Source organism: Xanthomarina sp. F2636L, from assembly GCF_026410195.1.
GTDB lineage: Bacteria > Bacteroidota > Bacteroidia > Flavobacteriales > Flavobacteriaceae > Xanthomarina.
In genome coordinates this window covers 86,885-112,220 of sequence record NZ_JAPMLM010000055.1, presented here as the reverse complement: position 1 = coordinate 112,220, position 25,336 = coordinate 86,885, and the positions used below count along the sequence as shown (strand labels likewise).

The 25,336-nt window shown below is 29.8% G+C and carries 21 protein-coding genes; 17 read left to right on the top strand and 4 right to left on the bottom strand.

All coding sequences use genetic code 11. The features are described from left to right. The first annotated feature begins 316 nt into the window (after nucleotides 1–316). From OS191_RS01520 to OS191_RS01470, 11 genes are all read left to right on the top strand, one after another. Nucleotides 317–1,408, top strand: a complete 1,092-nt coding sequence (locus OS191_RS01520) for a glycosyltransferase family 4 protein (RefSeq protein ID WP_267153942.1) — start codon at nucleotides 317–319, stop codon at nucleotides 1,406–1,408. A 4-nt stretch (nucleotides 1,409–1,412) separates the two neighbouring features. Beyond that, nucleotides 1,413–2,747: a murein biosynthesis integral membrane protein MurJ gene (gene murJ, locus OS191_RS01515; protein ID WP_267153941.1), complete on the top strand. Its 1,335-nt coding sequence runs from the start codon at nucleotides 1,413–1,415 to the stop codon at nucleotides 2,745–2,747. A 74-nt stretch (nucleotides 2,748–2,821) separates the two neighbouring features. Beyond that, on the top strand, nucleotides 2,822–3,781 hold the full coding sequence (locus OS191_RS01510; RefSeq protein WP_267153940.1) for a glycosyltransferase family 2 protein: 960 nt from the start codon (nucleotides 2,822–2,824) through the stop codon (nucleotides 3,779–3,781). A gap of 20 nt (nucleotides 3,782–3,801) precedes the next feature. Next, nucleotides 3,802–4,914: an O-antigen ligase family protein gene (locus tag OS191_RS01505; protein WP_267153939.1), complete on the top strand. Its 1,113-nt coding sequence runs from the start codon at nucleotides 3,802–3,804 to the stop codon at nucleotides 4,912–4,914. Nucleotides 4,915–4,926: 12 nt separating this feature from the next. After that, nucleotides 4,927–6,774, top strand: a complete 1,848-nt coding sequence (gene asnB / locus OS191_RS01500; RefSeq protein ID WP_267153938.1) for an asparagine synthase (glutamine-hydrolyzing) — start codon at nucleotides 4,927–4,929, stop codon at nucleotides 6,772–6,774. Further along, the gene (locus OS191_RS01495; RefSeq protein WP_267153937.1) at nucleotides 6,771–7,859 is read left to right on the top strand and encodes a glycosyltransferase; all 1,089 of its coding nucleotides are present in this window, start codon (nucleotides 6,771–6,773) and stop codon (nucleotides 7,857–7,859) included. Before asnB ends, OS191_RS01495 begins: the two co-directional genes overlap by 4 nt. Beyond that, nucleotides 7,860–9,017 carry a glycosyltransferase gene (locus OS191_RS01490; protein WP_267153936.1) on the top strand — a complete coding sequence of 386 codons (1,158 nt, stop codon included), beginning with the start codon at nucleotides 7,860–7,862 and terminating at the stop codon, nucleotides 9,015–9,017. 111 nt (nucleotides 9,018–9,128) lie between these two features. Then, nucleotides 9,129–10,220, top strand: coding sequence for a glycosyltransferase (locus tag OS191_RS01485; RefSeq protein ID WP_267153935.1), 1,092 nt, complete (start codon nucleotides 9,129–9,131; stop codon nucleotides 10,218–10,220). A 4-nt stretch (nucleotides 10,221–10,224) separates the two neighbouring features. After that, nucleotides 10,225–11,430: a DegT/DnrJ/EryC1/StrS family aminotransferase gene (locus OS191_RS01480; RefSeq protein WP_267153934.1), complete on the top strand. Its 1,206-nt coding sequence runs from the start codon at nucleotides 10,225–10,227 to the stop codon at nucleotides 11,428–11,430. Then, complete coding sequence (locus OS191_RS01475) at nucleotides 11,427–12,017, top strand: sugar transferase (RefSeq protein WP_267153933.1); 591 nt, start codon at nucleotides 11,427–11,429, stop codon at nucleotides 12,015–12,017. The genes OS191_RS01480 and OS191_RS01475 overlap by 4 nt, the downstream gene beginning before the upstream one ends. Further along, nucleotides 12,014–12,997, top strand: a complete 984-nt coding sequence (locus OS191_RS01470; RefSeq protein WP_267153932.1) for a polysaccharide deacetylase family protein — start codon at nucleotides 12,014–12,016, stop codon at nucleotides 12,995–12,997. The genes OS191_RS01475 and OS191_RS01470 overlap by 4 nt, the downstream gene beginning before the upstream one ends. On the opposite strand, the gene OS191_RS01465 is transcribed toward OS191_RS01470, so the two are convergent. Next, nucleotides 12,984–14,228 carry a GNAT family N-acetyltransferase gene (locus OS191_RS01465; protein WP_267153931.1) on the bottom strand — a complete coding sequence of 415 codons (1,245 nt, stop codon included), beginning with the start codon at nucleotides 14,226–14,228 and terminating at the stop codon, nucleotides 12,984–12,986. The two genes, OS191_RS01470 and OS191_RS01465, sit on opposite strands and share 14 nt — an antisense overlap. Beyond that, the gene (locus OS191_RS01460; protein WP_267153930.1) at nucleotides 14,218–15,471 is read right to left on the bottom strand and encodes a GNAT family N-acetyltransferase; all 1,254 of its coding nucleotides are present in this window, start codon (nucleotides 15,469–15,471) and stop codon (nucleotides 14,218–14,220) included. The genes OS191_RS01465 and OS191_RS01460 overlap by 11 nt, the downstream gene beginning before the upstream one ends. Nucleotides 15,472–15,858: 387 nt before the next feature. Here OS191_RS01460 and OS191_RS01455 point away from each other — a divergent pair, with 387 nt between their 5' ends. The 4 genes from OS191_RS01455 to OS191_RS01440 are packed head-to-tail and all read left to right on the top strand — an operon-like array spanning nucleotide 15,859 to nucleotide 22,083. After that, nucleotides 15,859–17,001, top strand: a complete 1,143-nt coding sequence (locus OS191_RS01455; protein WP_267153929.1) for a DegT/DnrJ/EryC1/StrS family aminotransferase — start codon at nucleotides 15,859–15,861, stop codon at nucleotides 16,999–17,001. A 55-nt stretch (nucleotides 17,002–17,056) separates the two neighbouring features. Next, nucleotides 17,057–18,904, top strand: a complete 1,848-nt coding sequence (locus tag OS191_RS01450) for a polysaccharide biosynthesis protein (RefSeq protein ID WP_323370025.1) — start codon at nucleotides 17,057–17,059, stop codon at nucleotides 18,902–18,904. Between the two features lie 11 nt (nucleotides 18,905–18,915). Then, nucleotides 18,916–19,704, top strand: coding sequence for a polysaccharide biosynthesis/export family protein (locus tag OS191_RS01445; RefSeq protein ID WP_267153928.1), 789 nt, complete (start codon nucleotides 18,916–18,918; stop codon nucleotides 19,702–19,704). 24 nt (nucleotides 19,705–19,728) lie between these two features. Further along, entirely contained in the window at nucleotides 19,729–22,083 is a 2,355-nt protein-coding gene (locus tag OS191_RS01440) for a GumC family protein (protein WP_267153927.1), read from the top strand. Nucleotides 22,084–22,086: 3 nt separating this feature from the next. Here OS191_RS01440 and OS191_RS01435 read toward each other — a convergent pair whose 3' ends face one another. Next, nucleotides 22,087–23,259, bottom strand: coding sequence for a proline dehydrogenase family protein (locus tag OS191_RS01435; protein WP_267153926.1), 1,173 nt, complete (start codon nucleotides 23,257–23,259; stop codon nucleotides 22,087–22,089). A 92-nt stretch (nucleotides 23,260–23,351) separates the two neighbouring features. On the opposite strand from OS191_RS01435, the gene aroB reads away from it, so the two are divergent. Together aroB and OS191_RS01425 are read left to right on the top strand one after the other, a co-directional pair. Then, nucleotides 23,352–24,419 (top strand): 3-dehydroquinate synthase, encoded by a 1,068-nt coding sequence (aroB, locus tag OS191_RS01430; protein WP_267153925.1) that lies wholly within the window; start codon nucleotides 23,352–23,354, stop codon nucleotides 24,417–24,419. A gap of 85 nt (nucleotides 24,420–24,504) precedes the next feature. Further along, nucleotides 24,505–24,807 (top strand): hypothetical protein, encoded by a 303-nt coding sequence (locus tag OS191_RS01425; RefSeq protein ID WP_267153924.1) that lies wholly within the window; start codon nucleotides 24,505–24,507, stop codon nucleotides 24,805–24,807. Here OS191_RS01425 and OS191_RS01420 read toward each other — a convergent pair whose 3' ends face one another. Then, nucleotides 24,808–25,323, bottom strand: coding sequence for a DinB family protein (locus OS191_RS01420; RefSeq protein WP_267153923.1), 516 nt, complete (start codon nucleotides 25,321–25,323; stop codon nucleotides 24,808–24,810). It lies immediately after the preceding gene. Between the last annotated feature and the right edge of the window lie 13 nt (nucleotides 25,324–25,336).

Below are 25,336 nucleotides of genomic sequence, written 5' to 3'. Positions count from 1 at the left end.
ATGTATTTTGTAGTACTAATGATACTTTTTGCCGATTTGATAATCGATGAACTGCATATTTTATAGTTACAGGTTTATATACGAACCGAATCCTGTTTTGGATTATATATATTTTTAAAAGTAATTAACAGGTTATGAACAATTTAACTTATTATATAACTTCTCCTACAAACTATTTCGTGCATTTTAAATTGTAAATCGGTGATTTCATCTAATTAGTATTGGAGAAATATTATTAGAATAAAAAATTACATACTTTTAAAATCTATTTTTAAAGCTATTAATCTATAATTTTTGCAGCCTAACTCTTTATAAATTGAAAAAAACGATTGCTTTTGTAATACCAAATTTAAATGCAGGAGGCGCTGAACGCGTGGTTAGCTCTTTAGCAAATTTACTTGTTGAAGAATATCATATTATAATTATTACATTATACAGATGTGAACCTTTTTACACCTTACATCCAAATATTAAAATAACTTATTGTGTAAAAGAATACTTTCCTGACCTTAATTTATTTCAATCTCTTTCTATTAACTATAAACTAATAAAGCATCTTACCAGGCATTTAAAGAGCGAAAAAGCAGATATAGCTATTGGTTTTTTGCCTGCCACTAACATCTATACCATCTTAGCTTCAAAACTTTCAAAAATTCCAAACATCATTAATGAAAGAGCAAACCCAGAATTCAACCGAATTAATAAATTTTGGCAAACCATTAGAAAACTAATTTATCCATATTGCAATTGCTTGGTAGTACAAACAAAAGGAACAAAGGGATATTTTAAAAATTATAAAATACCACAAATACAAACCATTAAAAACCCACTTAACGCTGAGCTTTTAAAAAAGAGAAATCCGTTATTAACAAAAGAAAACATCATATTAAATGTAGGCAGATTAATAGAACTTAAAAATCAGGATTTATTAATACGCGCTTTTTCAAATATTGAGAATACAGGTTGGAAAGTAATTTTAGTTGGAGATGGTAATAAATATGAAGACTATAAAGAGCTTATTTCGTCTTTAGGGTTAAAAACTCAAATAATATTAACAGGAAATATAAAAGATGTTTCAGAATATTTTAATAAAGCCAAAATATTTGCTTTTACTTCAAAACATGAAGGCTTTCCAAATGTTATTTTAGAAGCTATGTCTTACGGTTTAGCTTGTGTATCTACCGATTGTCCTTACGGCCCATCTGAAATTATTGACAACAATAATAATGGGATGTTAATTCCTGTTGGAGACCAAAAGGCTTTAGAAAATGCCTTAACTGAGCTAATGGAGAATTCGGAATTACAAAACACATTTAGAGAAAATGCTATGAATTCAATTAAAACTTACGAACCATCTAATATTGCTTTGAAATGGTCCAAACTAATTAATGAAATCATTGAAAATTAATTTTTTGAAAATAAAAAAACACATAACCACCCTATTCCATTCACTTAGAAATAATCCTATGGTGATGAATATTATGGCGGTGGCAATTGTAACATTAATTGTAAAAGGATTTGGCTTTTATAAAGAGATTGTTATTGCTGGGAATTTTGGTTTGTCTGAATTATTAGACACCTTCTTAATTGCTTCTCTAGTTCCTGGGTTTATTTATCAGGTGTTTCTAAATGCTTTTAAATCTGTTTTTATTCCTAATTATATTATTGAACAAAAAACAGATAGAGACATAAGCTCCTTTCAAGCAACTAGTTTTATTGTAACCATATCTACGACAATAATTTTTATGATTTTGGCGTATTTATTTACCAATACGTTTTTAGAGATATTTTTTCCCAATCACACACAATCTTATTATGCTTTAATAAAAATTCAATTTTTCTATCTGCTTCCTTGTATTTTATTTTGGGGACTCTCCTCTTTAATTAGTGGCTTATTAAACATTCACGACGAATTTAAATACTCAACCATTTATCCTGTTTTTACTTCAATTGCTATCTTAATTTTATTACTGTTTTTTAAAGATGTACTTGAAGAAAGAGTGTTAGCTGTGGGTATGTTAATTGGTAGCATCTTGGAATTTACATTCCTTGTGATTGTTGCAAAATCTAAAAAAATTATAAAAATTAGTAAGCCTGACTTTAAAACTGAAGGAACTAGACTAATGTTTAGCCAACTACCTGCCAAGGTTAGTTCTGGGTTTTTATCAGGGTTAATACCAATTACAGATCAATATTTTGCTGCACAATTAGTTGTAGGTTCTATCGCTGCTTTAAATTACGCTTTAAAAATACCTGCATTTTTTACTGCCATAGCTGTTTTGGCATTAGCGAGAGTTTTATTACCACATTTTTCAAAATTAATTACAGAAAATAAATTAGAAGCTTCCATGCAATTACGAAGGATCTTGAAATTTGTTTTTATTTCATTAGTGCTTGTTATTATTCCAATTATCCTATTTTCAGATACAATTGTTTCGTTTATATTCGAGCGCGATCAATTTACTTCAGAAGACAGTTTGTTAGTTTCTAAATTACAAATTATTCTTTTGATTGGGGCGCCATTTTATATTTGCGACAATATTATAATACAATATTTAACGAGCCTCAATAAAAATACTTTTATGGCATATGTTTCTTTTGGAAGCATGACTTTAAATATTATTTTAGATTATATTTTCTTAAAATTATACGGCATTTATGGCATTGTACTTTGCACAACAACCATATATATAATAAGAAGTTTGGTGCTTTTTAGTTTTGCCAACAAACAAAACAAAGTGTCTTGAGAAAAAAACATACAATAATCCTATTTTTAAATAAATTGAAAATAAAAAAACCCTTGAAGTAACACAAACAAGACATGAACTTAAAAGATTTATTGCCAAAATACGTCCCTTTAGATAAGCCTTCTGAATATGATTATAAATTCACTGTTTTTACACCTGTCTATAATCGTACAGACACCATTCACAGAGTATTTGAAAGCCTTGAAAAACAGACATTTAAAAATTTTGAATTAATTATTGTAAATGATGGGTCTCAAGATAATTCGCATGAAGTTATAGAAGAATTAATTAGTCAGTCTTCCCTAAATATTAAGTACATTAATAATAAGGATAATCGCCATAAAATGGCGCGTATTGTAGAAGCAGTAGCCATAGCTAGAGGCGAGTTTTTTTTAACCTTAGATTCTGATGATGCCTGTGTTGAAAATGCTTTAGAAGTTTTTTTGGAGAGATATAATAGCATTCCTAAGGAAAAACTGTCAAAAATAAGTGGAGTTACTTGTTTATGCTTGGACCAAAATGGGTTATTGGTTGGAGAAAAGTTCAAAGAAGCTCCAATTTATAGCTCTTCATTTGAAAATAGGCTTAATAAAGAAAATCTTTCAGAAAAATGGGGTTTTACAAAAACAGATATTTTAAAAAGTATTCAAGTAAATCCTGATATTTTTTCAAAAGGATGGATTCCCGAAGGGGTTCTTTGGAATTTAATTTCTAAACAGCAATATAAAACCATGTACACAAACGATCTGCTAAGGGTTTATTATATGGATACTTCCAATAGTATTACGAATGAACAACATGAAAGTAACGCCTTTGGAATGGCTGTATTTTCTCTATGTTTGCTTAACTGGTTTTATAGTGATTATTTCTGGAAAAATCCAAAAATATTTCTAGCTAGAATGTTTGCGCTTTTACGCTCTGCAAATTATTTAGACTACAAAAGACATGATTATACTAATGCATTAAGTGATAAAAGTTTAAAATTTATATTTACCATTGCCTGGCCTTTTAAAAAAATAATCACTTTAATTTAATTTTGTATCATATATAATTAATGAAAATATTAAAATACATACTACTCTCAATAACCTTACTAAATTTAGTTTCCTTTAGCCCTATTGCTTTTGGCTCTTCAGCTGGTAGCTTAGTGAGTGCTTTGTTTTTTATATTAATTATTTTCTATTATTTCGTTAATCCTAAACCTAAATTAGTTGTTTCTTTTATAGTTTTAGGACTTGCTTATCATTTAATAGCAGGAATAGGTTATACTGGAGAAATAAAGGACTTTTACCTAGATGCTACAAAATTTTTTATCTTTATTATTGGAATTGTTTACTTAGCTAAGGATACTACTCATAAAGAATTATTTATTTTTGCATTTATTGGCTCCATGAGTATTTTAATTAATGCAGTGTCATTTTCATCTCTTTATGGACGTTATGGTGGTTTTTATATTAACCCAAATAGTGCAGGAATTATATGCCTAATTGCCTTTTCTTTAACTTTTAACATTAAAAACACTATTTTAAAACTAGGCTTACAATTACTTATTGTTATTGCTGGAATAATGACGCTCTCAAGGTATTTTATACTTTTATTGGTAGTAGTTAATTTAATTGCCATAATCTCAAATAGAAAAAACAGTATAAGCCTAGTTGCTGGTACTTTTGCTATTGTTTTAGTTTTAACGGTTTCATCTTTATTCAATTTAAATACGGTTAGATTCTCGGCCTTTCAAAGTATATTTGGAGGTGGAGAAGTCGAAACTAAAACTATAACAGAAAACTCAAGAAACGAAACGTGGGCATTATACACAGATTTAATATTAGACAACCCAGTAACCGGAGTTGGGTATAATGTGTTATCTGGCAAAAAAAACAAATATATTGATGTACGAGTTGGGGTTCATAACACGTATTTAATGATTATAGGCGAATCTGGCATTATTCCTTTTCTACTAATTATTATTATTTATCTCTCATTAATCTTTAGAAGTATCAAACACTTAAGTACAAACCCAGAATATGCTTGTATAGCTGTAGTTCTAGCAACATTTCTACTAGCATCCCATAATTATTTCGATAATTTCCTTGTACTTTTTACATCCATTTGGCTGTATCAAAGAGTTAAAGAGAAACCAGAAACATTAAACACTTTAATACCTTAATACCTTAAAATTATGTGTGGCATTTACGGCTCTACAATTGCTTATAACAACGCTCAGATTAAAGAAAAACTAGAACGCTCTAAGTTTAGAGGTCCAGATAAGTTAAAATTTGAACATTTTGGTAAAGACAATCATGTTATCTTTGGGCATAACAGATTAGCTATAATTGATCTTGACGAACGTTCCAATCAGCCATTTACATATAGAGAAACCATTCATTTAGTTTTTAATGGTGAAATTTATAATTTCATGGACATTAAAAACACGCTAACTGAGAAAGGTTACAAATTCAATACTACAAGTGATACAGAAGTTATTTGTGCAGCTTATTTAGAATATGGCGAAGACTGCGTCAATCATTTTAATGGTATGTTTGCTTTTGTAATTTTCGATCAGACAAAAAACACCTTCTTTGGTGCAAGAGATAGACTTGGCCAAAAACCCTTCTATTACTATCAAAACGGCAAAGATTTTGAATTTGCTAGTCAGCTTTCTGTTGTTCAACTTTATAATGAAAATTTATCCATTTCAAAAAAAGCTATCTCCTTATATTTGGCTTGGGGAGTAATTCCTGATCCATATTCAATATTTAATGAAATAAAAAAATTGCCTGCTGGACATTCTTTTACCTTCGATTTGAATACTAATAAATTTAAAGAAAAAGCATATTGGGATATTGATTATCAAGGTAAAAAACAATTTAAAGGAAGTTTTGATGAGGCTGTCAATATTTTAGATACAACTTTAAAAGACGCTGTAAAAATTCGTTTGTTTGCCGATGTTCCTGTTGGAATTTTTCTTTCAGGTGGTGTAGATTCCTCTGTTATAGCTGCATTAGCAACAAAAAGTACAAATAGTAAGGTGAAAACTTTTTCAGTTAAATTTAATGAAAAAGGTTTTGACGAAAGTGTTTACGCACAACAAGTGGCAGACCATTTAGAAACCGATCATCATGTTATAGAATGCAATTACGAAGAAGGTAAAGAGCTTATAAAAAACTTTTGTCATTTTTACGATGAACCATTTTCAGACTCTTCTGCAATTCCATCCATGTTATTAGCAAAACATACGCGAGAAAAAGTAACAGTGGCACTTTCTGGAGATGCTGGCGATGAAAGCTTTATTGGATACCACAGGTATGAATGGATCAAAAAAGGTCAGAAAATAAACATGCTACCTCTATTTTTTAGAAAAATATGTGCTTCCATTCTTAGACTATCATCAAATTATAGAATGAAAATTATTGCAAAAGCAATGACCTATAAAAACACCAACGACGTGTATTTAGCATCCATGACAAATCTCGATTTTACTTGGATAGATAGCCAAACAGACTTTTATGATTTAGAAGAGGTGAAATATCTAAAACACAAAAAAAAGAACATCTTTGAGCGTATTACAGATTTCGACTTAAAAAGCTACTTAATTTGGGACATCAACACAAAAGTTGATAGAGCCACTATGGCTTTCTCACTGGAAGCAAGAGCTCCTCTTTTAGATTATAGAGTAGTTGAATTTGCTAGATCCTTACCTACTTCTTTTAAATTTAAAGGAAAAAATCAAAAACGTATTTTAAAAGAAGTGTTATATCAATATGTCCCTAAACATATTTTCGATAGGCCAAAGTCTGGTTTTTCGATGCCTTTTTCAGAATGGTTTAAAACAGATTTAAAATCATATGTGCTTGAAGAATTAAGTGATGAAAACTTAAAAGAAATCCCTTGTATTCACCCTGAAATTATTAGTGGTTATATTAAGCAACATATGGATGGCAGCTGGAATCGTTTTTCAATTATCTGGCAAATATTAGTCCTTAAACAATGGTTAGACAATAACGGAAAAGGATATCCAATAAAATGAAAACTAAAAAATTAAATATTGTTTTTGTAATCCCTTCCCTAAGAGCTGGAGGTGCAGAGCGCATTTTATCATTTGTAGCACAAAATCTGGATGCTAACAAATTTAAAACAACGCTTTTAGTTATAGGTTATGAAAAAGATGCAGTCTATCATTTATCAAATTTAAACATTGTATATCTCAATAAATCAAGAGTTTTAAAATCGTTTTTCAGCATATTTTCTTATTTAAAACAAAACAAACCAGATGTAATTGTAAGCTCTATTGTGCATTTAAATGTTTTTATAGCTATAATGTCTCCTTTCTTTAGAAAAACTAAAATTGTGGCTAGGGAAGCTAGTGTTTTAAGTATTTTAAACAAATACGACCCTTCTTCTTCTATCTTTTTTTCACAACGTTCTGTCTCTCTAGCTTACAAGCTTGTTGACTGTATTATTTGTCAGTCTAAAGACATGCAAGAAGACATGGTAAACTATTTTAAAGTACCAAAAAGCAAAACACATCTTATTAATAATCCCATAGCTAATGTTTTTGAATTAAAAACTCAATTAAAAGTTGATCAGGATATTCTTAGACTTATAACCATTGGAAGGTTAAGCAAAGAAAAAGGCTACCTAAGAATTATAGATGCTTTAGCTCAAGTAGATTTTCCCTTTCACTACACCATTATAGGAGATGGTCCAGAAAAAGACATTATTTTTGATACCATTGAAAAACACGGATTAACAGATAAAATAGATTATATAGAATTCACCAATGAAGTGGATAAATATCTAACGAAAAGCGATTTATTCTTACAAGGCTCTTATGTTGATGGTTTCCCAAATGCACTTATTGAAAGTTGTGTTGTAGGAACACCTGTTTTAGCATTCCATGCTCCAGGAGGTTTATCTGAAATTATAGAAAATGGAAAAAACGGAATTATAGTAAATTCCAACGAAGAATTTATTAACCAATTAAAAGCCATAAATACCAGTTATAATTTTAGTCCCAAAATTGTTAGTAACATAGTAAAAGAACGTTTTGGCAAAGAAAAAATTATTTCGCAGTACGAAAGTTTATTTTTAAATTTGACCAACTCAAACTAAATGAACAACAAAAAAAAAATTGCCTTATTTGTACCTGCAATCGGATTTGGAGGTGCAGAGAAAGTTGTTAGCCTACTTACCTTCGAGTTGACAAAATATTTCGATGTTACCTTAATTTTACTTTACGACGTTATAAAACTCCCTATTTCAAAAGATGTTAAAGTTATTTTGCTCTCTAAAAAAGGAGAAACATTCAAAACGTCTAAAATTCAGCATTTAACAGATTATATAAAATTTATTTTTAAATATAACAGTGTTTTAAAAAAGGAGAAAATAGACGTCGTTATCTCCTTTATGCTTCGACAAAACGTTATGACAGGTTTTGTTAAACTTTTTAATCCAAAACTTAAATCTATTATAAGCGAAAGATGTTTTCCATCAAAACGCTATACAAATACTAGGCTTATGTCTATAATTACCAAAACAATGATTCCCTTGTTTTACAATAGGAATGATAAATTGTTTTCTAATTCCATTTATATAAATGAAGATTTAAAACAACATTTTAATGTGAAAATTGATGCAAGTGTTATCTATAATCCTACAGTTTTAAATAAAGAAAAATTAAATATCGACCATTATACAAATCTACAAGACCCTTTTAAAGTGGTTACAGTTGGAAGGTTAATTCCTGTTAAAAACCACCAGCACGTTCTTAAAAGCTTAAACATACTTCATGGAAGTGTTCATTTAGACATCTATGGTGATGGCGAATTGCATGAAGAGCTTGAACAATTATCTCAAACCCTTCATTTAAAGAACAGAGTGAGTTTTAAAGGAAACGTATTAAATGTTCATTCTGAAATTATAAACAATCATTGTTTTGTTTTAAGTTCTTTAACCGAAGGATTCCCTAATGTGTTATTAGAAGCTATGTCGGTTGGATTACCCGTAATTGCTACTAATTGCATGTCTGGACCTCTAGAATTACTAAATGAAAACGAACCTGTAGAAATTGAAACTGGAACTTTTTACAAAGCTAAATATGGTATTTTGGTAAATGTTGATGATGTAGAAGGACTAGCAAGTGCCATAAAATATTTACAAGAAAATAACGAACAAAGAATGGTTTTTGGAGGCTTGGGTTATACACGTTCTAAAGATTATGGTGTTGATAAAATTGGAGCTCAATTAAAAACACTAATTGACAGCATTTAATTATTACTTACATTATTAAAAGCTTGAGAATGGGTTTTATTATATAAATATTTAAACCCTATAAAACAAAAAAATCAAATAAAGGGTTAAATTTGAGTTGATTACAATTATATGGCCAAAAAAATCTGTTTAATAGGTGGTGAAGATGTACACAAAAGAATTCTTTTGTCCAACTATTTAATGGATGCAGGTTTTGAAGTAACAATAGTTGGAACAAGCAACATACAATTTCCAAAACCTATTACTTACATCCCTTATAATTTAAACAGAAGCTTCTCCCCTATTTCGGATTACAAAACAGTTTTATGGTTAAAACAATTTTTAAAAAAAAATACATTCGACCTCATACATACATTCGATACTAAACCGGCATTTTTAGTACCACTTTCACAATTAAAAACCAACACTCCAATTACTAGAACTGTTACAGGTTTAGGAACCATTTTTATGTCTAAATCTTTGTTTAGCGCTATTTTAAGAAAGGTGTATTTATTTTTGCACACCTTAGTTAAAAACAGAGTAAACAACACCATTTTTCAGAACGAAGATGATAAAAACCTCTATTTAAAATACAATCTAATTTCAAATTCCAACTATAGCTTAATATTAAGTAGTGGTATTGAGCTAAAAAAAATAACCCAAAGAGCCAAACGTAACAACCTGACTTTCACATTTATATGTGTGGCTAGATTGGTTTATGAAAAAGGCATCATTAATCTTTTGGAAGCAGCAAGAATATGTAGTAACAAAGGTTATAAATTTAAATATTTACTGGTTGGACCCCTAGAAGAGAATTCTAAAAAACTCAATAAAAACATACTTTCTCAATATGAAGATATCGTAGATATTTTAGGCTCTAGAAGCGATGTTCTAAATTTATTAGAAACTTCTGATGCTTTTGTACTTCCCACATTTAGAGAAGGATTTTCTAGAGTATTATTAGAAGCTGCAGCAGTTGGACTGCCTATAGTTTCTACAAATGTTACTGGAGTTCGCGATTTTACTAGACATAATGAGGAAGCTATTTTAGTAGAGCCTAAAAACTCTGAAACTTTAGCAAATGCCATGGTTGAAATAGCAACCAACAAGAATTTAGCAGATAAATTAGCTGAAAATGCCTTAAAACACGTTAAACAGTTTAGTCTTGAAAATGTATCTAAGCAATATATAGCTATATTTAACACAGCTATTAATCATAATTAAAATAATGAAGATTCCGTTTTCTCCACCTTATATAAATAAGGATGTTATTCAAGAAGTTAACAGTGCTTTAGAGTCTGGTTGGATAACTACTGGACCAAAGGTTAAACTATTAGAAGAACTTGTTTGCAAATACACTTTAGCAGGAAACACACTCTGTGTAAATTCTGCAACTTCAGGTCTTATGCTTTCTTTAAAATGGTATGGCATTGGCCATGGAGACGAAGTTATTATTCCCGCATATACCTACGCTGCTACAGCTTTGGCTGTAATACATGTAGGGGCAACTCCTGTAATGATTGATGTAGAAGAAGATTTTAATATTTCGGTCAATAATATTGATAAAGCCATAACTAATAAAACTAAAGCTATTATTCCTGTGGATATTGCAGGATGGCCGTGTAATTACGACGAGATTCATTCTCTAGTAAATAAGAAAAAAGTTATATTCAATCCTATAAATGAAAATCAAAAAAAATTAGGAAGAATATTAATTATTTCAGATTCAGCTCATTCTATTGGATCTAAATACAAAGATCAATACCTAGGATCTATTACAGATATCACAGTTTTTTCTTTTCATGCTGTAAAAAATGTTACAACAGCAGAAGGTGGAGCTATATGTCTTAACTTACCAACTCCGTTTAGTAATCAAGAAGAGTATCATTATTTGCGCTGTTATTCTTTAAACGGACAAACAAAAGACGCGTTTACAAAATCGAAGGCTGGTGGTTGGAGATATGATATTATTTATCCTGGACTTAAAATAAACATGCCAGATATTCTTGCAGCTATTGGTGTTGCACAATTACCTGAGTATTTTGAAAAGACGCTTGATAAACGTGTAGATATTTATGAGTTTTATCAAACCTATTTTAAATCAAAATCTTGGGCTATGTTGCCTCCTTATAAAAACGAAGAGAAAACTTCATCATGCCATTTATACGCCTTGAGAATAAAAGGTGTTTCCGAAGCAACTCGAGATGCAATTATTGATGATATTTCAAAAAATGGCGTGGCTGTAAATGTTCATTTTCAACCTCTACCTATGTTAACGCTTTTTAAGAATATGGGCTATGATATCAACTCTTACCCAATGGCTTATAATAATTATAAGTGCGAAATTTCGCTACCTATTTATCCACAATTAACACTAGAGGAACTAGAATATATAGTAAACACAGTTGCTAATGCTGTTGAATCCAAGATATGATTAAAAGAATCTTTGATATCATTTTTTCTTTTTTTGGTTTAATATTATTACTACCTTTATTACTCCTTATAGCAATACTAATTAAAATAGAATCTAAAGGTTCGCTTTTCTATTTACAAACTAGAGTTGGCAAGCATAATAAAGATTTTAAAATATTTAAATTTAGAACCATGTTTGTTGGATCTGATAAAAAGGGGTTGTTAACTCTTGGAGATCGAGATCCTAGAATTACTAAAACAGGTTTTTTTTTAAGAAAATATAAATTAGACGAACTCCCACAACTAATTAATGTTTTTATAGGCAACATGAGTTTTGTTGGCCCAAGACCAGAAGTGCGCAAATATGTAAATTATTACTCTCAAGAAGATGCTATAATTTTATCTGTAAAACCTGGAATAACAGACTATGCTTCAATTTATTATAGAGACGAAGCAGAACTCTTAAAAGGGGTCGAGAATCCTGAGATGTTTTATATTGAAAACATCATGCCTGAAAAAATAAAACTAAATAAGAAATACATTAATAGCCATAATCTGTTTACAGATTTTAAAATTATTTTAAAAACGATTCAAATTATTATTACATGATGGATGTTTCTAATGGTTATTTTGTTATTTCTTTAGATTTTGAGATACACTGGGGGGTTTTCGATAAAAAAAGTGTTGCAGAGTACAAAGAAAATCTCGAGAATGTCAAGCTTGTAATTCCAAGATTACTAGAACTAGCAGATAAATATAATATAAAACTAACCTTTGCAACTGTTGGTTTTTTATTTGCTGAAAACAAGCAAGAATTAACAAGCCACAATCCTAAACTATTACCTAACTACACCGATTTAAACTTTAGTCCGTACAATAAGCTAGACAGCATTGGAGAAAATGAAACTGAGGATGAATTTCATTATGCTTCACGTTTAATAGATTTAATAAAACAAACCAAGAAACACGAAATAGGAACCCACACCTATTCGCATTATTACTGTTTAGAAGATGGACAAACCAAAGAAGAGTTTGAGGCAGATCTTATTGCTGCAATTTCTTTAGCTGCAAAAAAAGGCATTTCAATAAAAAGCATTGTTTTTCCTAGAAACCAAGTAAACACAAATTATCTTGACATATGTTCTAAGCATGGAATAACTAGTTATAGAGGTATTGAAACTCATAAAATTTATAACACCTTAGATAGGAATTTTAATAAAAAACAATCTACTAGAGCTTTAAGGTTAATAGATTCTTATTTAAACCTAACTGGACACAATACATATAAACTAGAAAATTTAAACACAATATCAGGTTTAACAAACATCCCTTCTAGTACTTTTTTAAGACCTTACAGCAAAAAACTAAGCATGTTTGATTCCTTGAAAATTTCTAGAGTTAAAAACGGGATGACTCATGCAGCTAAACATAAAGAACTATTTCATCTTTGGTGGCATCCACATAATTTTGGAAAACATATAGAGGATAATTTTAAAGGTCTGGAAGAGATTTTTATACATTATAAAATACTAAACAATAACTTTAATTTTAATAATGTAACCATGGAGAAACTAGCTAGTTTGGTTTAAATACTATTTGATATTTGTTTACTTTTCCAACAACCAAATAGTGCATCATTTTTTTATCCTTTTTTGAATAAATATTTATATCAGTTATGGGCTCAGGGTTCCTATATAATAGGTCCAAAATAGTTCTATTTAGAAAAAACAAGTTTTTATCATCAGTTTGCACTATGTCTAAATCATCAAAATTTTCCCCTTCTTCTATGGGTTTTATAATTATTTTATGGTCTTTATTTTCGTTAAAACCTATTAAACTTTTCAGTTGATACTTAAACTTCTTCATTAATAAGTTAACGTTTTTATTTCTTAGATACTGCTTCAACCTGAAATAATTCGCTAATAAGCTGGAATTTAATCTACTAACTATATTCGAAGAATCATATAAAATATGACAGTTATAAATATATTCCTCATTAGTCCATTTTGTTTTATACTCATACTCACCTTTAGAAAAGTCTAAAGTTGAAATATTGTTTTCAAAACACCACTCTATTAGTTTCCCAAGTTCTATGTGCCCAATATTAAATTTGTAATAATCAGGATTGAATGCTTTTACCGACCCAATTAAATTATCACCTTCAACAAAAGCTAACGACATGGAAATAGGCTTATTATCAACATTTATACTTATTAAAAGCGCTTTCCCTTGTTGAATCATAGGAAATATTAACTCATGATAAAAATGCCATTTAGCAATAATATTGGTATCTATTTTTAAGTCTTTATGTCTTTCAACTATTAATTCTTTAAAATTATCTAAAGCTTCATTACATTCTACTTCGGAGATTTCTTTATGATAAATTTTATATGAAACATTAAAACAATTTTCAAATTTCCTCAACGTACTTCTATGTTTATTCCTGCTTTTGGAACTCATAACAGAAGCCATATATTCTTCAAGATTAATAAAACCATCTAAATTTGCTAAAAACCCTTTGTACTGTTTAATTTTATAGGCTTTTAAATGCCTTAAACTTGATGGAATATCTGAGTTACTAAAACTAGGAACATCGTACATCAAGAAGGTTTTGTTATTATAATCTTTATTATTTTCTATGAGACTATAGGTAATTCCGTTAGTAGAATTTTTACCTACATTTATATAATATGGAAAGAACGAATGTTTTATAAACTTTAAATCATTAATAAAATTAAACGTATAACTCTGTTTGCCCTTAGCAAAATGCTTAAGCCATAAATCTTGATAAATATGTGATGTAAATGGATTACGACTCATTTTTAACAATTTTTAATATGTCTTTTTCGCCAAAAGCAAAAAAACAATTATCTACGTCTTGTGTTCCATATAGTTGGATTGTATTAGCTTTTTGCGGATTCATGTATAGAAAATCATAAATAGCTCTTCTAACAGATATAAACTGATTACTTTCTAAATCTAATGCTTTCAAATTACTCTTAACTGGTAAATTTTCTTCAATTTTTTTAACATGATAGGATTCAATAACCACAGCATCTGGCTTATTAGATCCAAACATTTTATATTTTAGTTGATGATAAATTTTATTGTAATTTTTTTCTCTAAAAGCACGTTTAAAATTAAAATAAAACTCAATAAAATTAGCTATAATAGTACTTTTTATTGATTTAGAATCATAAAACAAATGATAATGTGTATCGTAGGTGTCGCTACTCCATCGTTTCTTATACTCAAAATTTCCTTGTGTATAGTCGAAGGTTTTAACATTGTTTTCAAAACTCCATTCAAGCATTTTTAAAATGGTAGTATGTCCTATATTATATCTATAGAAATCAATATCAAACACGGTAAGCGCCTCAATTAAAGCATCTTCAAAATGATAACTAAAAGTAACTCCTATGGGTTTTTTATCGCAATAAACAACAAATAAAGAGGCCGTGCTTTCATTAATCATTTTAAATGCCAGTTCTGTATAATAATTCCAAATTACTGGATTTAATTCCCCACAAGGCTCCTGTTTATTTGCATAACGTTTTTCGAAAAGGTTATAAAACTCCTGGAATACATCATCAAAATGTTCTTTAGAAATATCTCCATAATGCATCACGAAATCTACATCAAAACAAGCTTCAAGCCTCTTGATGTTTCTTTTTAATTTAGAACGCGTATTAGATTTGTATATGGTATTTAAATAATCTTCTAAACTATTATAATTTGAAACCTTAGTAATGTATCCTTCATACTGAAAGATTTTTATCAGTTTTAAAGCCCCGTATTCTTTATATGTTGGAATATTAAAATAGGTTGGAATGTCTCTTAATAAAAATACTTTGTTTTTATAATCTGTTTCATTTTTTTCCGAAATTTCATAATCTAAGCCATTTGTTAAGTTTTTACCAACATTAATGTAATATGGTAGAGACTTATGTTTGGTAAAACTTGCTTTTTTAATAAAATTAAAAGTAAATACTTTCTCATTTTTATTAAAGTGCTTGGTCCAAACATCAATGAAAGTTTGAGAATTAAATGGGTTTATATTCATTCTAACAATAAGTAGATTCAAAACTAAAATATAAATTTAGATAGAATAAGAGGAGAATTCATTCAAATTTTAGATGTATGAAATAAAAAGGAATATGAACGGTCATTATTATCAGAATTGATCTGGATTTTTTTGTATATTTATGCCTTATAAATAGCACAATTCATTTTTATTAAAAATAAAAACTCTTCCCTTTATTTAATTTTCAGCATTTTTAAAAGCATTATGTTTGCTTTTAAATTCGATAATTTTTTTTTATTCCTTACGATTAAATACCGTTTTATTATGATTAAAGAATAACTTTAATTTAAATAGAATCAAAAATCGTAGAAATTAGTTATTTATCGTATTTATTTGACGATTGCTATTTAAACGTAGATATTTACTATGGCTAAAAATGTATCAAAATTGAATTCTAAAATATGGTTATCTGCACCACATATGAGTGGTCATGAGGAGAAATTCATTAAAGAAGCATTCAACACCAATTGGATTGCTCCTTTGGGACCTAATGTTAATGGATTTGAAAAAGATTTGGAATCTTATTTAGGAGTCAATGCCCATGTGGCTGCATTAACAACAGGAACAGCTGCCATTCACTTAGCATTACTGTTATTAAACGTAACAAGTAAGGATGAAGTAATTTGCCAAACTAAAACATTTGCAGCATCCGTTAATCCAGTTTTATATTTGGGTGCAAAGCCGGTTTTTGTAGATAGTGAAACAGACACTTGGAATATGTGCCCTATTTTATTAGAACAAGCTATTAACGATAGAATAAAAAAAGGAAAAAAGCCTAAAGCAATCATTGTAATTAATCTTTATGGTATGCCACATAAAGTAAACGAAATAAAGAATATATCTAACAAGTATAACATTCCAATTGTGGAGGATAGCGCTGAAGCCTTAGGAAGCTGTTATTTTAACAAAAAGTGTGGCACTTTTGGAAAACTGTCTGTTTTGTCTTTTAATGGGAATAAAATAATTACTACTTCTGGCGGTGGTGCTTTGGTGTCTAATAGCACTGAAACAAAAGCAAAAACTATTTTTTTGGCAACACAAGCCAAAGAACCAGGAATAGAATATTCTCATAAAGTTATTGGATATAACTATAGAATGTCTAACATTTTGGCAGGAATTGGAAGAGGACAGATGGAAGTGCTGGATAATTACGTGGCATTAAGAAGAAAAAATTATAGTTATTATTTAAACGAATTAGAAAGCATAAAAGATATTAACTTTTTAATAGAGCCAGAAGGCTTTTTTTCAAACAGATGGTTAACATGTATTAAATTATCAACTAAGCAAATGCGAGAAGATTTAATAAAATTATTACAAGAACATAATATTGAAGCTAGACCATCTTGGAAGCCCATGCATCTGCAACCTGTTTTTAAAGAGTATCCTAGTTATTTAAATGGTGTTTCTGAAGATATATATAACAAGACCATGTGTCTGCCTAGCGGTTCTAACTTATCAAAAAACGAATTAAACCGAATAGTAAAAGTAATTAAGGCCTATTTTGAATAAATATATAAACATATTAAGGAGATTATCAAATCAATACGCTTCAAAGTGGCTGGTCTTGCTATTCGATTTATGCGTTGTTGCATTCACATTTTTTCTTGCATATATAATTCGGTTTAATTTTGAAATAATTTTTGATTTTGATCTGTTTTTAAAACAACTCCCTTTTGTTTTAATTGCGGCTTTAATTAGTTTTATTATTGTAAACTCACATAAAGGTGTTGTTAGATTTACTGGAGTTAAAGACGTAATAAATCTGATTATTGGCGTTAATATTTTGGCTACAATATTAATTGTTACTACTTTTTTAAGCCGAGAATATCATTTCGATATTATTTTCGATATTCCAGGCTCTATTATTTACATTCATTTATTATTAAACATTTTCTTTTTAGTTGGCGCTAAGTTTATCGTAAAATCACTCTATAGGAGTATTGTTACAGATTACGAAGAACAAAAATCTGTTCTAATTTATGGAGCAGGAACTTCTGGAATGATTACTTACGATGCCGTTTCTAACGATCCAAAAAGCAATATAAAAGTTGTAGGCTTTATTGATGATAACGAAGGAAAGACTGGTAAAAAAATAAACTTACTTAATGTTTATGAACCTGAAAAAATAACCAAAGAGTTTATTGAAAAAAACAGCATCGATGAGGTTATTATCTCTATTCAAAGTATTGACTCCAATAGACTTTTACAAATAACAAGCAACCTATTTGCCTTAAACCTAAAAGTAAAAATTGTACCAGCTGTTAAAAACTGGATTGATGGAGATTTAAGCATTGGTCAAATAAAAGATATAAATCTGGAAGATTTGCTTGGTAGAGAACCAATCAATATTGATAATCCAATGTTAACCGAAGAGTATAATAATAAAGTAATTATAGTAACTGGCTCTGCAGGCTCTATTGGAAGCGAGTTGGTTAGAAAATTAACAAGGTATCATTTCAAAAAACTAATTCTTATAGATAACTCCGAGTCACCTTTATACGACTTACAACAAGAGCTACATAGAAATGGTGTGATAAACATTACATCCATAGTTGCAGATATTAGAAACCAAATTAGACTTGACAATATTTTTAACCAATACAAACCAGACATTGTTTTCCATGCAGCAGCCTACAAACATGTTCCCTTAATGGAGCAAAATCCATACGAAGCTGTAAGCGTAAACGTTAGAGGAACAAAAAACGTTATTAATTTGTCTGTAAAATACGGAGTTGATAAGTTTATTCTAATCTCAACAGATAAGGCCGTAAACCCAACAAATGTTATGGGAGCAACAAAGCGTATTGCAGAAATGATTGTTTGCTGCCAAAATACCGAAGCAGCAGGTAAAACCAAATTTATTATAACCAGATTTGGAAATGTATTAGGCTCCAATGGATCTGTCATTCCGTTATTTAAAAAACAAATAGAGAGTGGTGGTCCTTTAACGGTAACACATAAAGATATTATTAGGTATTTTATGACCATTCCAGAAGCTTCTCAATTAGTATTAGAAGCTGCAGCCATGGGATTAGGACAGGAAATTTTTGTGTTTGATATGGGAAAACCTGTTCGGATTTTCGATTTAGCTGTTAACATGATTACCTTATCTGGTTTTAGATACCCAGAAGACATAAATATTAAGATTACTGGACTAAGACCTGGAGAAAAAATATATGAAGAATTATTGGTAGATGGCGAAAACACTAAACCTACTTATAATGAAAAAATAATGATTGCAAAATGTAAATCTTTAAATAATTTAGAGGTAAAAGATGTTATTAATGAATTGTGTAACTTAGGACCAAATACGCAAAACATAGAAATTGTTTCTAAAATAAAGGACATTGTAGCAGAATACAACCCAAATAACACAAAATACGACGTACTAAACAAAATAAACAGAAGCTAAAATCTTTAAGTATGAAAGTGAGATCTTTTAAACATATACTCCAATATACAGTTGCAATAATCGTGGTAGCTGCTTTTTCATCTTGTACTACAAGTCAAGAAATCATATACTTTCAAGACGAGCCACTTAGCAGTTTAAATTCAACTGTTTTTAAATCTGAAATCAAATACAAAGCAAACGATTTACTAACAATAAATGTTTCTGCCTTAGATCCAGAAACTGTAAGACCTTTTAATTTACCTGTTATTACTAATTCTTTAACCTCTCTTAATCCGCAAGGAAATGCTACAGCTCAAACATATATTATTGATGATAGTGGAAATATAGAGTTCCCGGTTTTAGGCACGTTAAAATTAGGTGGATTAACAAGGAATGAAGCATCTTTAATGCTTAAAGAAAAAATATCAGAATACGTAAATAACCCCATAATTAACATCAGGCTTACTAATTTTACGGTTACCGTTTTGGGTGAGGTCAACAACCCTGGTACTTTTAAAGTGGAAGAAGAAAAAATTTCACTTTTAGAAGCTATAGGTCTTGCAGGAGACTTAACCATCCATGGAGTTAGAGACAATATTTTTTTAATTAGAGAACAAGATGGTGTAAAACGTTTTACAAAATTCGATTTAACATCGATAAACGTTGTTAATCAACCAAATTATTATCTAGAACAAAATGATGTGATTTATGTAGAACCAAACCCTGCAAAAATACGTTCTGCATCTTATAACCAAAATTACGTTTTAATTATTTCTGCTGTAGGAACATTAGCAACCATAGCCGCTATACTTGTAAGATAAACTGTTAAAGAGCACAAAATAACCATGAGCCAAAATATTGATTTTAAAGAAATTATCACTCCATATTTACACAAGTGGAAATTTATTATTCTATGTGTCGTTTTTGCTGTATCACTTGCTTTCTTGTATCTGCGTTATGCAGATTACCAATATCAAGCCAATGCAAAAATTAAAATTAAAGAAACGGAATCTAATAAAAAACTTCCAGAAATTTCACAATTGCAAAATTACGGCTTGTTTAAAACTGAAAACAATAATGTTTTAGATGAAATTGAAGTTATTAAATCCAGAATTATTGTTGAACAAGCAGTAAAGGATTTAAAGTTCAACATTCAATACTTTGTTGAAGGACGCATAAAAGCCACGGAAGAATACTTAAACCCACCACTTAAAATTAATTTTAGTGCTCCAGACTCTGTAATCCATACTATTGATACCACTTTTAACATCAAAATCCAATCGGCTAATAAGTTTCTTTTAAAAGGTATTAATTTTTCAGAAAAAATATCTTTTAAAAACAATCAAGATGCTGAACTTGACGACGAAGGCACTGTATATTCCTTTGGCGAAAGCATTCCTACTAGTTTTGGCGCTATTACCATTACTCCAAGAATTGGAGAATCTGCAACTAAAATTGGATCTAATATTAAGATAAAAATTAACCCCATTGAAACGGTTATTTCTAAATACAAAGGAAATCTTATTATAGGAAACCAAGAAATGTCAAGCATTATTACCTTGACTATTAACGATAATGTTCAAGAAAAGGCTAGCTTATTTTTAGATAAGCTCATTGAAAAATATAATGAAGATGTTCAAAACGACAAACAATTAGTAGTTGATGCCACTTCTGAATTTATTAGCAAAAGACTAGAAATTGTCTCTGCCGAATTAGGCGATGTTGATTTAAACGCCGAAACGGTTCAAAAAACCAATAAACTAACAGATTTAGCTACACAATCTAATATCTATTTAGAAAGTGAAAGACAAAATGAAAGTAGATTGGTTGAAACTGCCATGCAAATTCAACTAATAGACTATATGAATCAACATATAAACAAAGATAAGTCTGACACCGAATTATTACCTTCAAACATAGGAATTGCTGACAATTCTGTAGAACAATTAACACAACAATACAACAACTTAGTGTTAGAAAAAAACAGACTTTTAAAAAATTCCAGTGAAAAAAACCCAACTGTTGTCAATCTTTCAAATCAAATAAATCAATTAAGAACCAATCTATCTCAAAGTTTAAACAATATTAAACACACTAACGAAATGAATTATAATTCGTTAGCTGCCGAAAACCAAAGAATCAGTTCTAAAATATATTCAGCTCCTAAAAAACAAAGACAATTTAGAGATATAAAAAGGCAACAAGATATTAAAGAAGGCTTATATCTATACTTACTTGAGAAACGTGAAGAAGCAGCCATAACACATGGTGTAACATCGCCAAATGCTAAAATAGTTGATGCAGCTTATGCTCCTGCTAGACCTGTTGCACCAAAAAAATCAATCACGTATTTAGCTGCACTAATTTTAGGATTTGGTTTTCCGGTTGTATTAATTTACTTACTAAATCTATTAGATGATAAAGTTCATAACATCAATGATATTAAAAAACAAGTAACCATTCCTTTTATTGGTGATATTCCAAAATCTAAGAAAAACAAAAAACTTATAAATAGAGTTGACTATTCACCAAAAGCAGAAGCCTTTAGAATGGTTAGAACCAATGCTGAGTTTATGCTTCAGAATATTGAAAACAGAGCTAAGGTTATTTTTATTACTTCAACAACTAGTAAAGAAGGTAAATCTCATACAGCAACAAACCTAGCATTATCTTTATCTTTTTCAGAAAAAAAAGTCTTATTAATCGAAACTGATATTCGTGTTCCAAAAGCAACTAATTACCTAGAAGTGGAAAATAATTTTGGATTAACTAATTTTATTGGGAATAAAAAAACTGAAATTCAAGACGTCATTGTAAAACACAAAGAAAACGAGTTTTTTGATATTATTCCATCAGGTACAATTCCTCCTAATCCTGCTGAGTTATTAATGAGTAGTCGTGTGAAAGAACTCTTTGACTACACATCAAACATGTATGAATACATAATTGTAGATACTGCAGCTATAGGACTGGTTACAGACACTTTACTAATAAGTAAGTTTGCAGACTTATTTATTTTTGTTGCAAAGGCTAACTATATCTCAAAAAAACAATTAGAATTAGCAGAACGTATGTATAAAGAAAATAGACTTCCAAACATGACTATTTTACTAAATAATGTTGATCATAAAAAAGGTTCCGGTTATGGCTATGGTTATGGTGTGCATCCTCAGAAAAAGAGATGGTGGAAATTCTCTTAAATCTTAACTTCTTCTCCTTGCTTTTTCTTTAGAGAGTAGCATAAGTTCTCTTCCTGTTTGTCCTGCAACCGACGTGTTTTCTTCTGCTCTACGAATTAAATAAGGAAGCACATCTTTAACAGGTCCAAATGGCACATATTTAGCCACATTATAACCTAGTTTTGCTAGATTAAAACTAATATTATCGCTCATTCCATAAAGTTGCCCAAACCACACTCTGTTATCGTTTATAGCAATCCCTTTTTCTTTCATTAAATCAAGAATAAGATAGCTACTAGCTTCGTTATGTGTTCCAGCGAAAAGAGAAATTCGGTCCAAGTGATCTAAAATAAACTTAGCAGATTCATTAAAATTGTCGTCTGTTGCAGCTTTACTCTCACAAATTGGCGTAGGGTATCCTTTTTTTAGAGCACGTTCATTTTCCTTTTCCATATAAGCTCCGCGTACAATCTTATAGCCTAAGAAATATCCATTTGCTTCAGCATGTTCTAATTCTTCCTTTAAAAAAGCCATTCTATCGTGTCTATACATCTGTAGTGTATTATAAACAATAGGTTTTTCAGTATTATATTTTTGCATCATTTTTGACACCAAATCATCAACAGCTTTTTGCATCCAACTTTCTTCAGCATCAATTAATAACTCTACATCTCTTTCTTTGGCGAGCTTACAAACCATGTCATACCTCTCCTCTATTCTATCCCATTGCTTTTGTTCTTCAGATGTGAATGAAATACCTTCACTCTTTTTTACATACAGAGTTGGCTTACCAAAGCCTGTAGGTTTAAAAACCGCTATTGGCATAGCTTCTTTGTTTTGCGAAAATTTTATAATTTCCAAAGTTTTTTCTGAGGCAGCTTCAAAAAAAGAATCTACTTCTTTCCCTTCTACCGAAAAGTCTAAAACAGAACTAACACCCTTTTCATACATGGCATCAATTACTGGTAAACAGTCTTTTTCATTAATACCACCACAAAAATGATCAAAAACGGTAGCCCTAATTACACTATCTACAGGAAGATTTGCATTTATAGCAAAATTAGTTAGCGATTTACCAACCTTTACTAGTGGTTCGTAAGATATCATTTTAAACAGTAAATAAGCTCTATTTAGTTCTGAGTTGCTTTTTAACGAAAAAGCGATTTCAGTATTGTCGAAAAGTCGTTCTGTAGACATGCTTTTAAAATTATACACAAATATAATTTAGTATTATTAGATATTTATAAAAAAAAGCATAATTTTCACCTATAATTTTTCTTATAAAGCCCATGAATTCCATCTCAACTTCAAGTTACTTAATTCATTTTAATACAGAGAGTTACTTAGCTCTTAACACACATCTAAAAGCTAACAATTATTCAAAAGTATTTGTTTTGGTTGATCAAAACACACACGAATATTGTTTTTCACATTTTTTAAGCAATTTAGAAACCCATTTAGAGATAGAAATAATTGAAATTGAAGCAGGAGAAATTAATAAAAACATTGAAACCTGTTCTGGAATTTGGAATGCTTTGTCTGAACTTGATGCAGATAGAAAAAGCCTCTTAATTAACCTTGGAGGTGGCGTAATAACAGATATAGGAGGTTTTGTGGCTTCAACATTTAAACGAGGAATAACCTACATTCAAGTACCTACAACCCTTCTATCTATGGTCGATGCGTCTATTGGAGGGAAAACAGGTGTCGATCTAGGACATTTAAAAAATCAAATTGGTGTTATTAATACCGGTGCAATGGTTTTAATAGACACCTCTTTTTTAAACACTTTACCAAACAAACAAATGCGCTCTGGCTTGGCTGAAATGCTTAAACATGGCTTAATCTACAGTAGAGAGTATTGGAATAAGTTTACTTCATTCAACAAATTAGACCTAAACGATTTAGACCAGTTAATTTATGAGTCTATAGAAATAAAAAACAGTATTGTTGAGAAAGATCCTTTAGAGAATAATTTAAGAAAAACTCTGAATTACGGACACACACTTGGTCACGCTATTGAATCTTATTATTTAAGCAATCCGAGCAAAACACCTCTCTTACATGGAGAAGCGGTAGCTATTGGAATGGTCTTAGCCACTTATATCTCTACTGAGTTATGCAAATTCCCTAAAGAAGAATGTCATACTATAAAAGACGTTATTTTAAGTGTTTTTGGACAACCAAAAATTGCAAATGAAGACCTACTGTCAATTATTGAGCTTTTAAAATTCGACAAGAAAAATGAACATGGTAATATTAATTTTGTACTTCTTGAAGCCATTGGAAAACCAAAAATTAACTGTCAAGTTGAAAACAATCTAATCATTAAAGCTTTCAAATATTACAATTCTTAAATTTCATATGAAATAATTTGTAACTTTATAAAAATTGCTAGAGCAAAAAGTAAATGCTATTTATTAATTTTTAAACCCTTTAGTAATGAAAAAAGTTATTGTTGATTTTAAGAAACTTACTCCAAAGCTTCTTAAACTTTTAACCGATAAATTTCCGGATGGTTACTATGATGGTGATATAATTACCTTCGAAAATCACAAAAATGAAATTATAGAGGCTGTAGAGGTGCGCACTAAAGACACCATCTACTTAGTTAAAGTTAGTAGTAAACTACATTATACCATGACTAATTTTGAAGGAATAGAAGAAACGGAAGTGGACGATTTAGGACATGTTGTAATTAATGACGACATTAAAGCTGAATCTTTTAAGGACGAAGAAGAATAACTACAAATAACGTGATTTAATTACCTGACAATGGTGTTTTTCATGACCAATAGTCATAAAGCCAATTGCACGAACGGACACATTAGAATTGCTTGCAACGCCATTTAACATTAACATCTCTCGACTCATACTTTTAAACAAGCATAAAGTAGTTTCTCTTACTGATTGATACTCTTTTAATAAATCTTCCCAATCTCTATGGTTGGCATTTGCATGAACAACATAATCATTTTCTTCAAATCCTGGTAACGACGTTTGATCTTGTCTCGAAAAACGTAAAGCCCTATATGCAAAAATACGTTCTGAATCAATTAGATGCTGCAGAATATCCTTTATAGTCCATTTTCCTTCCTGATATCTGTAATCTAATTTATGTTCTGGAATGGATTTAAAAAATAACAAAGCATCTCTAAAACTAGTAGATAAACCAGAGATTAAATCCTCCTCACCCGCTAGTTTAATATAGTTGGAATAAAAAAGAGCATATTCCGTTTCAGATAAATCAGTTACATACATAAAAGTTTATTTT

Excerpts from the sequence above, each read along its gene's own strand:
- OS191_RS01505 (WP_267153939.1), top strand. The coding sequence starts at position 3,802 with ATGAAAATATTAAAATACATACTACTCTCAATAACCTTACTAAATTTA.
- OS191_RS01465 (WP_267153931.1), bottom strand. The coding sequence starts at position 14,228 with ATGAGTCGTAATCCATTTACATCACATATTTATCAAGATTTATGGCTT.
- OS191_RS01445 (WP_267153928.1), top strand. The coding sequence starts at position 18,916 with ATGAAAGTGAGATCTTTTAAACATATACTCCAATATACAGTTGCAATA.
- aroB (WP_267153925.1), top strand. The coding sequence starts at position 23,352 with ATGAATTCCATCTCAACTTCAAGTTACTTAATTCATTTTAATACAGAG.
- OS191_RS01490 (WP_267153936.1), top strand. The coding sequence starts at position 7,860 with ATGAACAACAAAAAAAAAATTGCCTTATTTGTACCTGCAATCGGATTT.
- OS191_RS01475 (WP_267153933.1), top strand. The coding sequence starts at position 11,427 with ATGATTAAAAGAATCTTTGATATCATTTTTTCTTTTTTTGGTTTAATA.
- OS191_RS01420 (WP_267153923.1), bottom strand. The coding sequence starts at position 25,323 with ATGTATGTAACTGATTTATCTGAAACGGAATATGCTCTTTTTTATTCC.
- OS191_RS01495 (WP_267153937.1), top strand. The coding sequence starts at position 6,771 with ATGAAAACTAAAAAATTAAATATTGTTTTTGTAATCCCTTCCCTAAGA.
- OS191_RS01455 (WP_267153929.1), top strand. The coding sequence starts at position 15,859 with ATGGCTAAAAATGTATCAAAATTGAATTCTAAAATATGGTTATCTGCA.
- OS191_RS01510 (WP_267153940.1), top strand. The coding sequence starts at position 2,822 with ATGAACTTAAAAGATTTATTGCCAAAATACGTCCCTTTAGATAAGCCT.
- OS191_RS01480 (WP_267153934.1), top strand. The coding sequence starts at position 10,225 with ATGAAGATTCCGTTTTCTCCACCTTATATAAATAAGGATGTTATTCAA.
- OS191_RS01435 (WP_267153926.1), bottom strand. The coding sequence starts at position 23,259 with ATGTCTACAGAACGACTTTTCGACAATACTGAAATCGCTTTTTCGTTA.
- OS191_RS01460 (WP_267153930.1), bottom strand. The coding sequence starts at position 15,471 with ATGAATATAAACCCATTTAATTCTCAAACTTTCATTGATGTTTGGACC.
- asnB (WP_267153938.1), top strand. The coding sequence starts at position 4,927 with ATGTGTGGCATTTACGGCTCTACAATTGCTTATAACAACGCTCAGATT.
- OS191_RS01470 (WP_267153932.1), top strand. The coding sequence starts at position 12,014 with ATGATGGATGTTTCTAATGGTTATTTTGTTATTTCTTTAGATTTTGAG.
- OS191_RS01440 (WP_267153927.1), top strand. The coding sequence starts at position 19,729 with ATGAGCCAAAATATTGATTTTAAAGAAATTATCACTCCATATTTACAC.
- OS191_RS01485 (WP_267153935.1), top strand. The coding sequence starts at position 9,129 with ATGGCCAAAAAAATCTGTTTAATAGGTGGTGAAGATGTACACAAAAGA.
- OS191_RS01425 (WP_267153924.1), top strand. The coding sequence starts at position 24,505 with ATGAAAAAAGTTATTGTTGATTTTAAGAAACTTACTCCAAAGCTTCTT.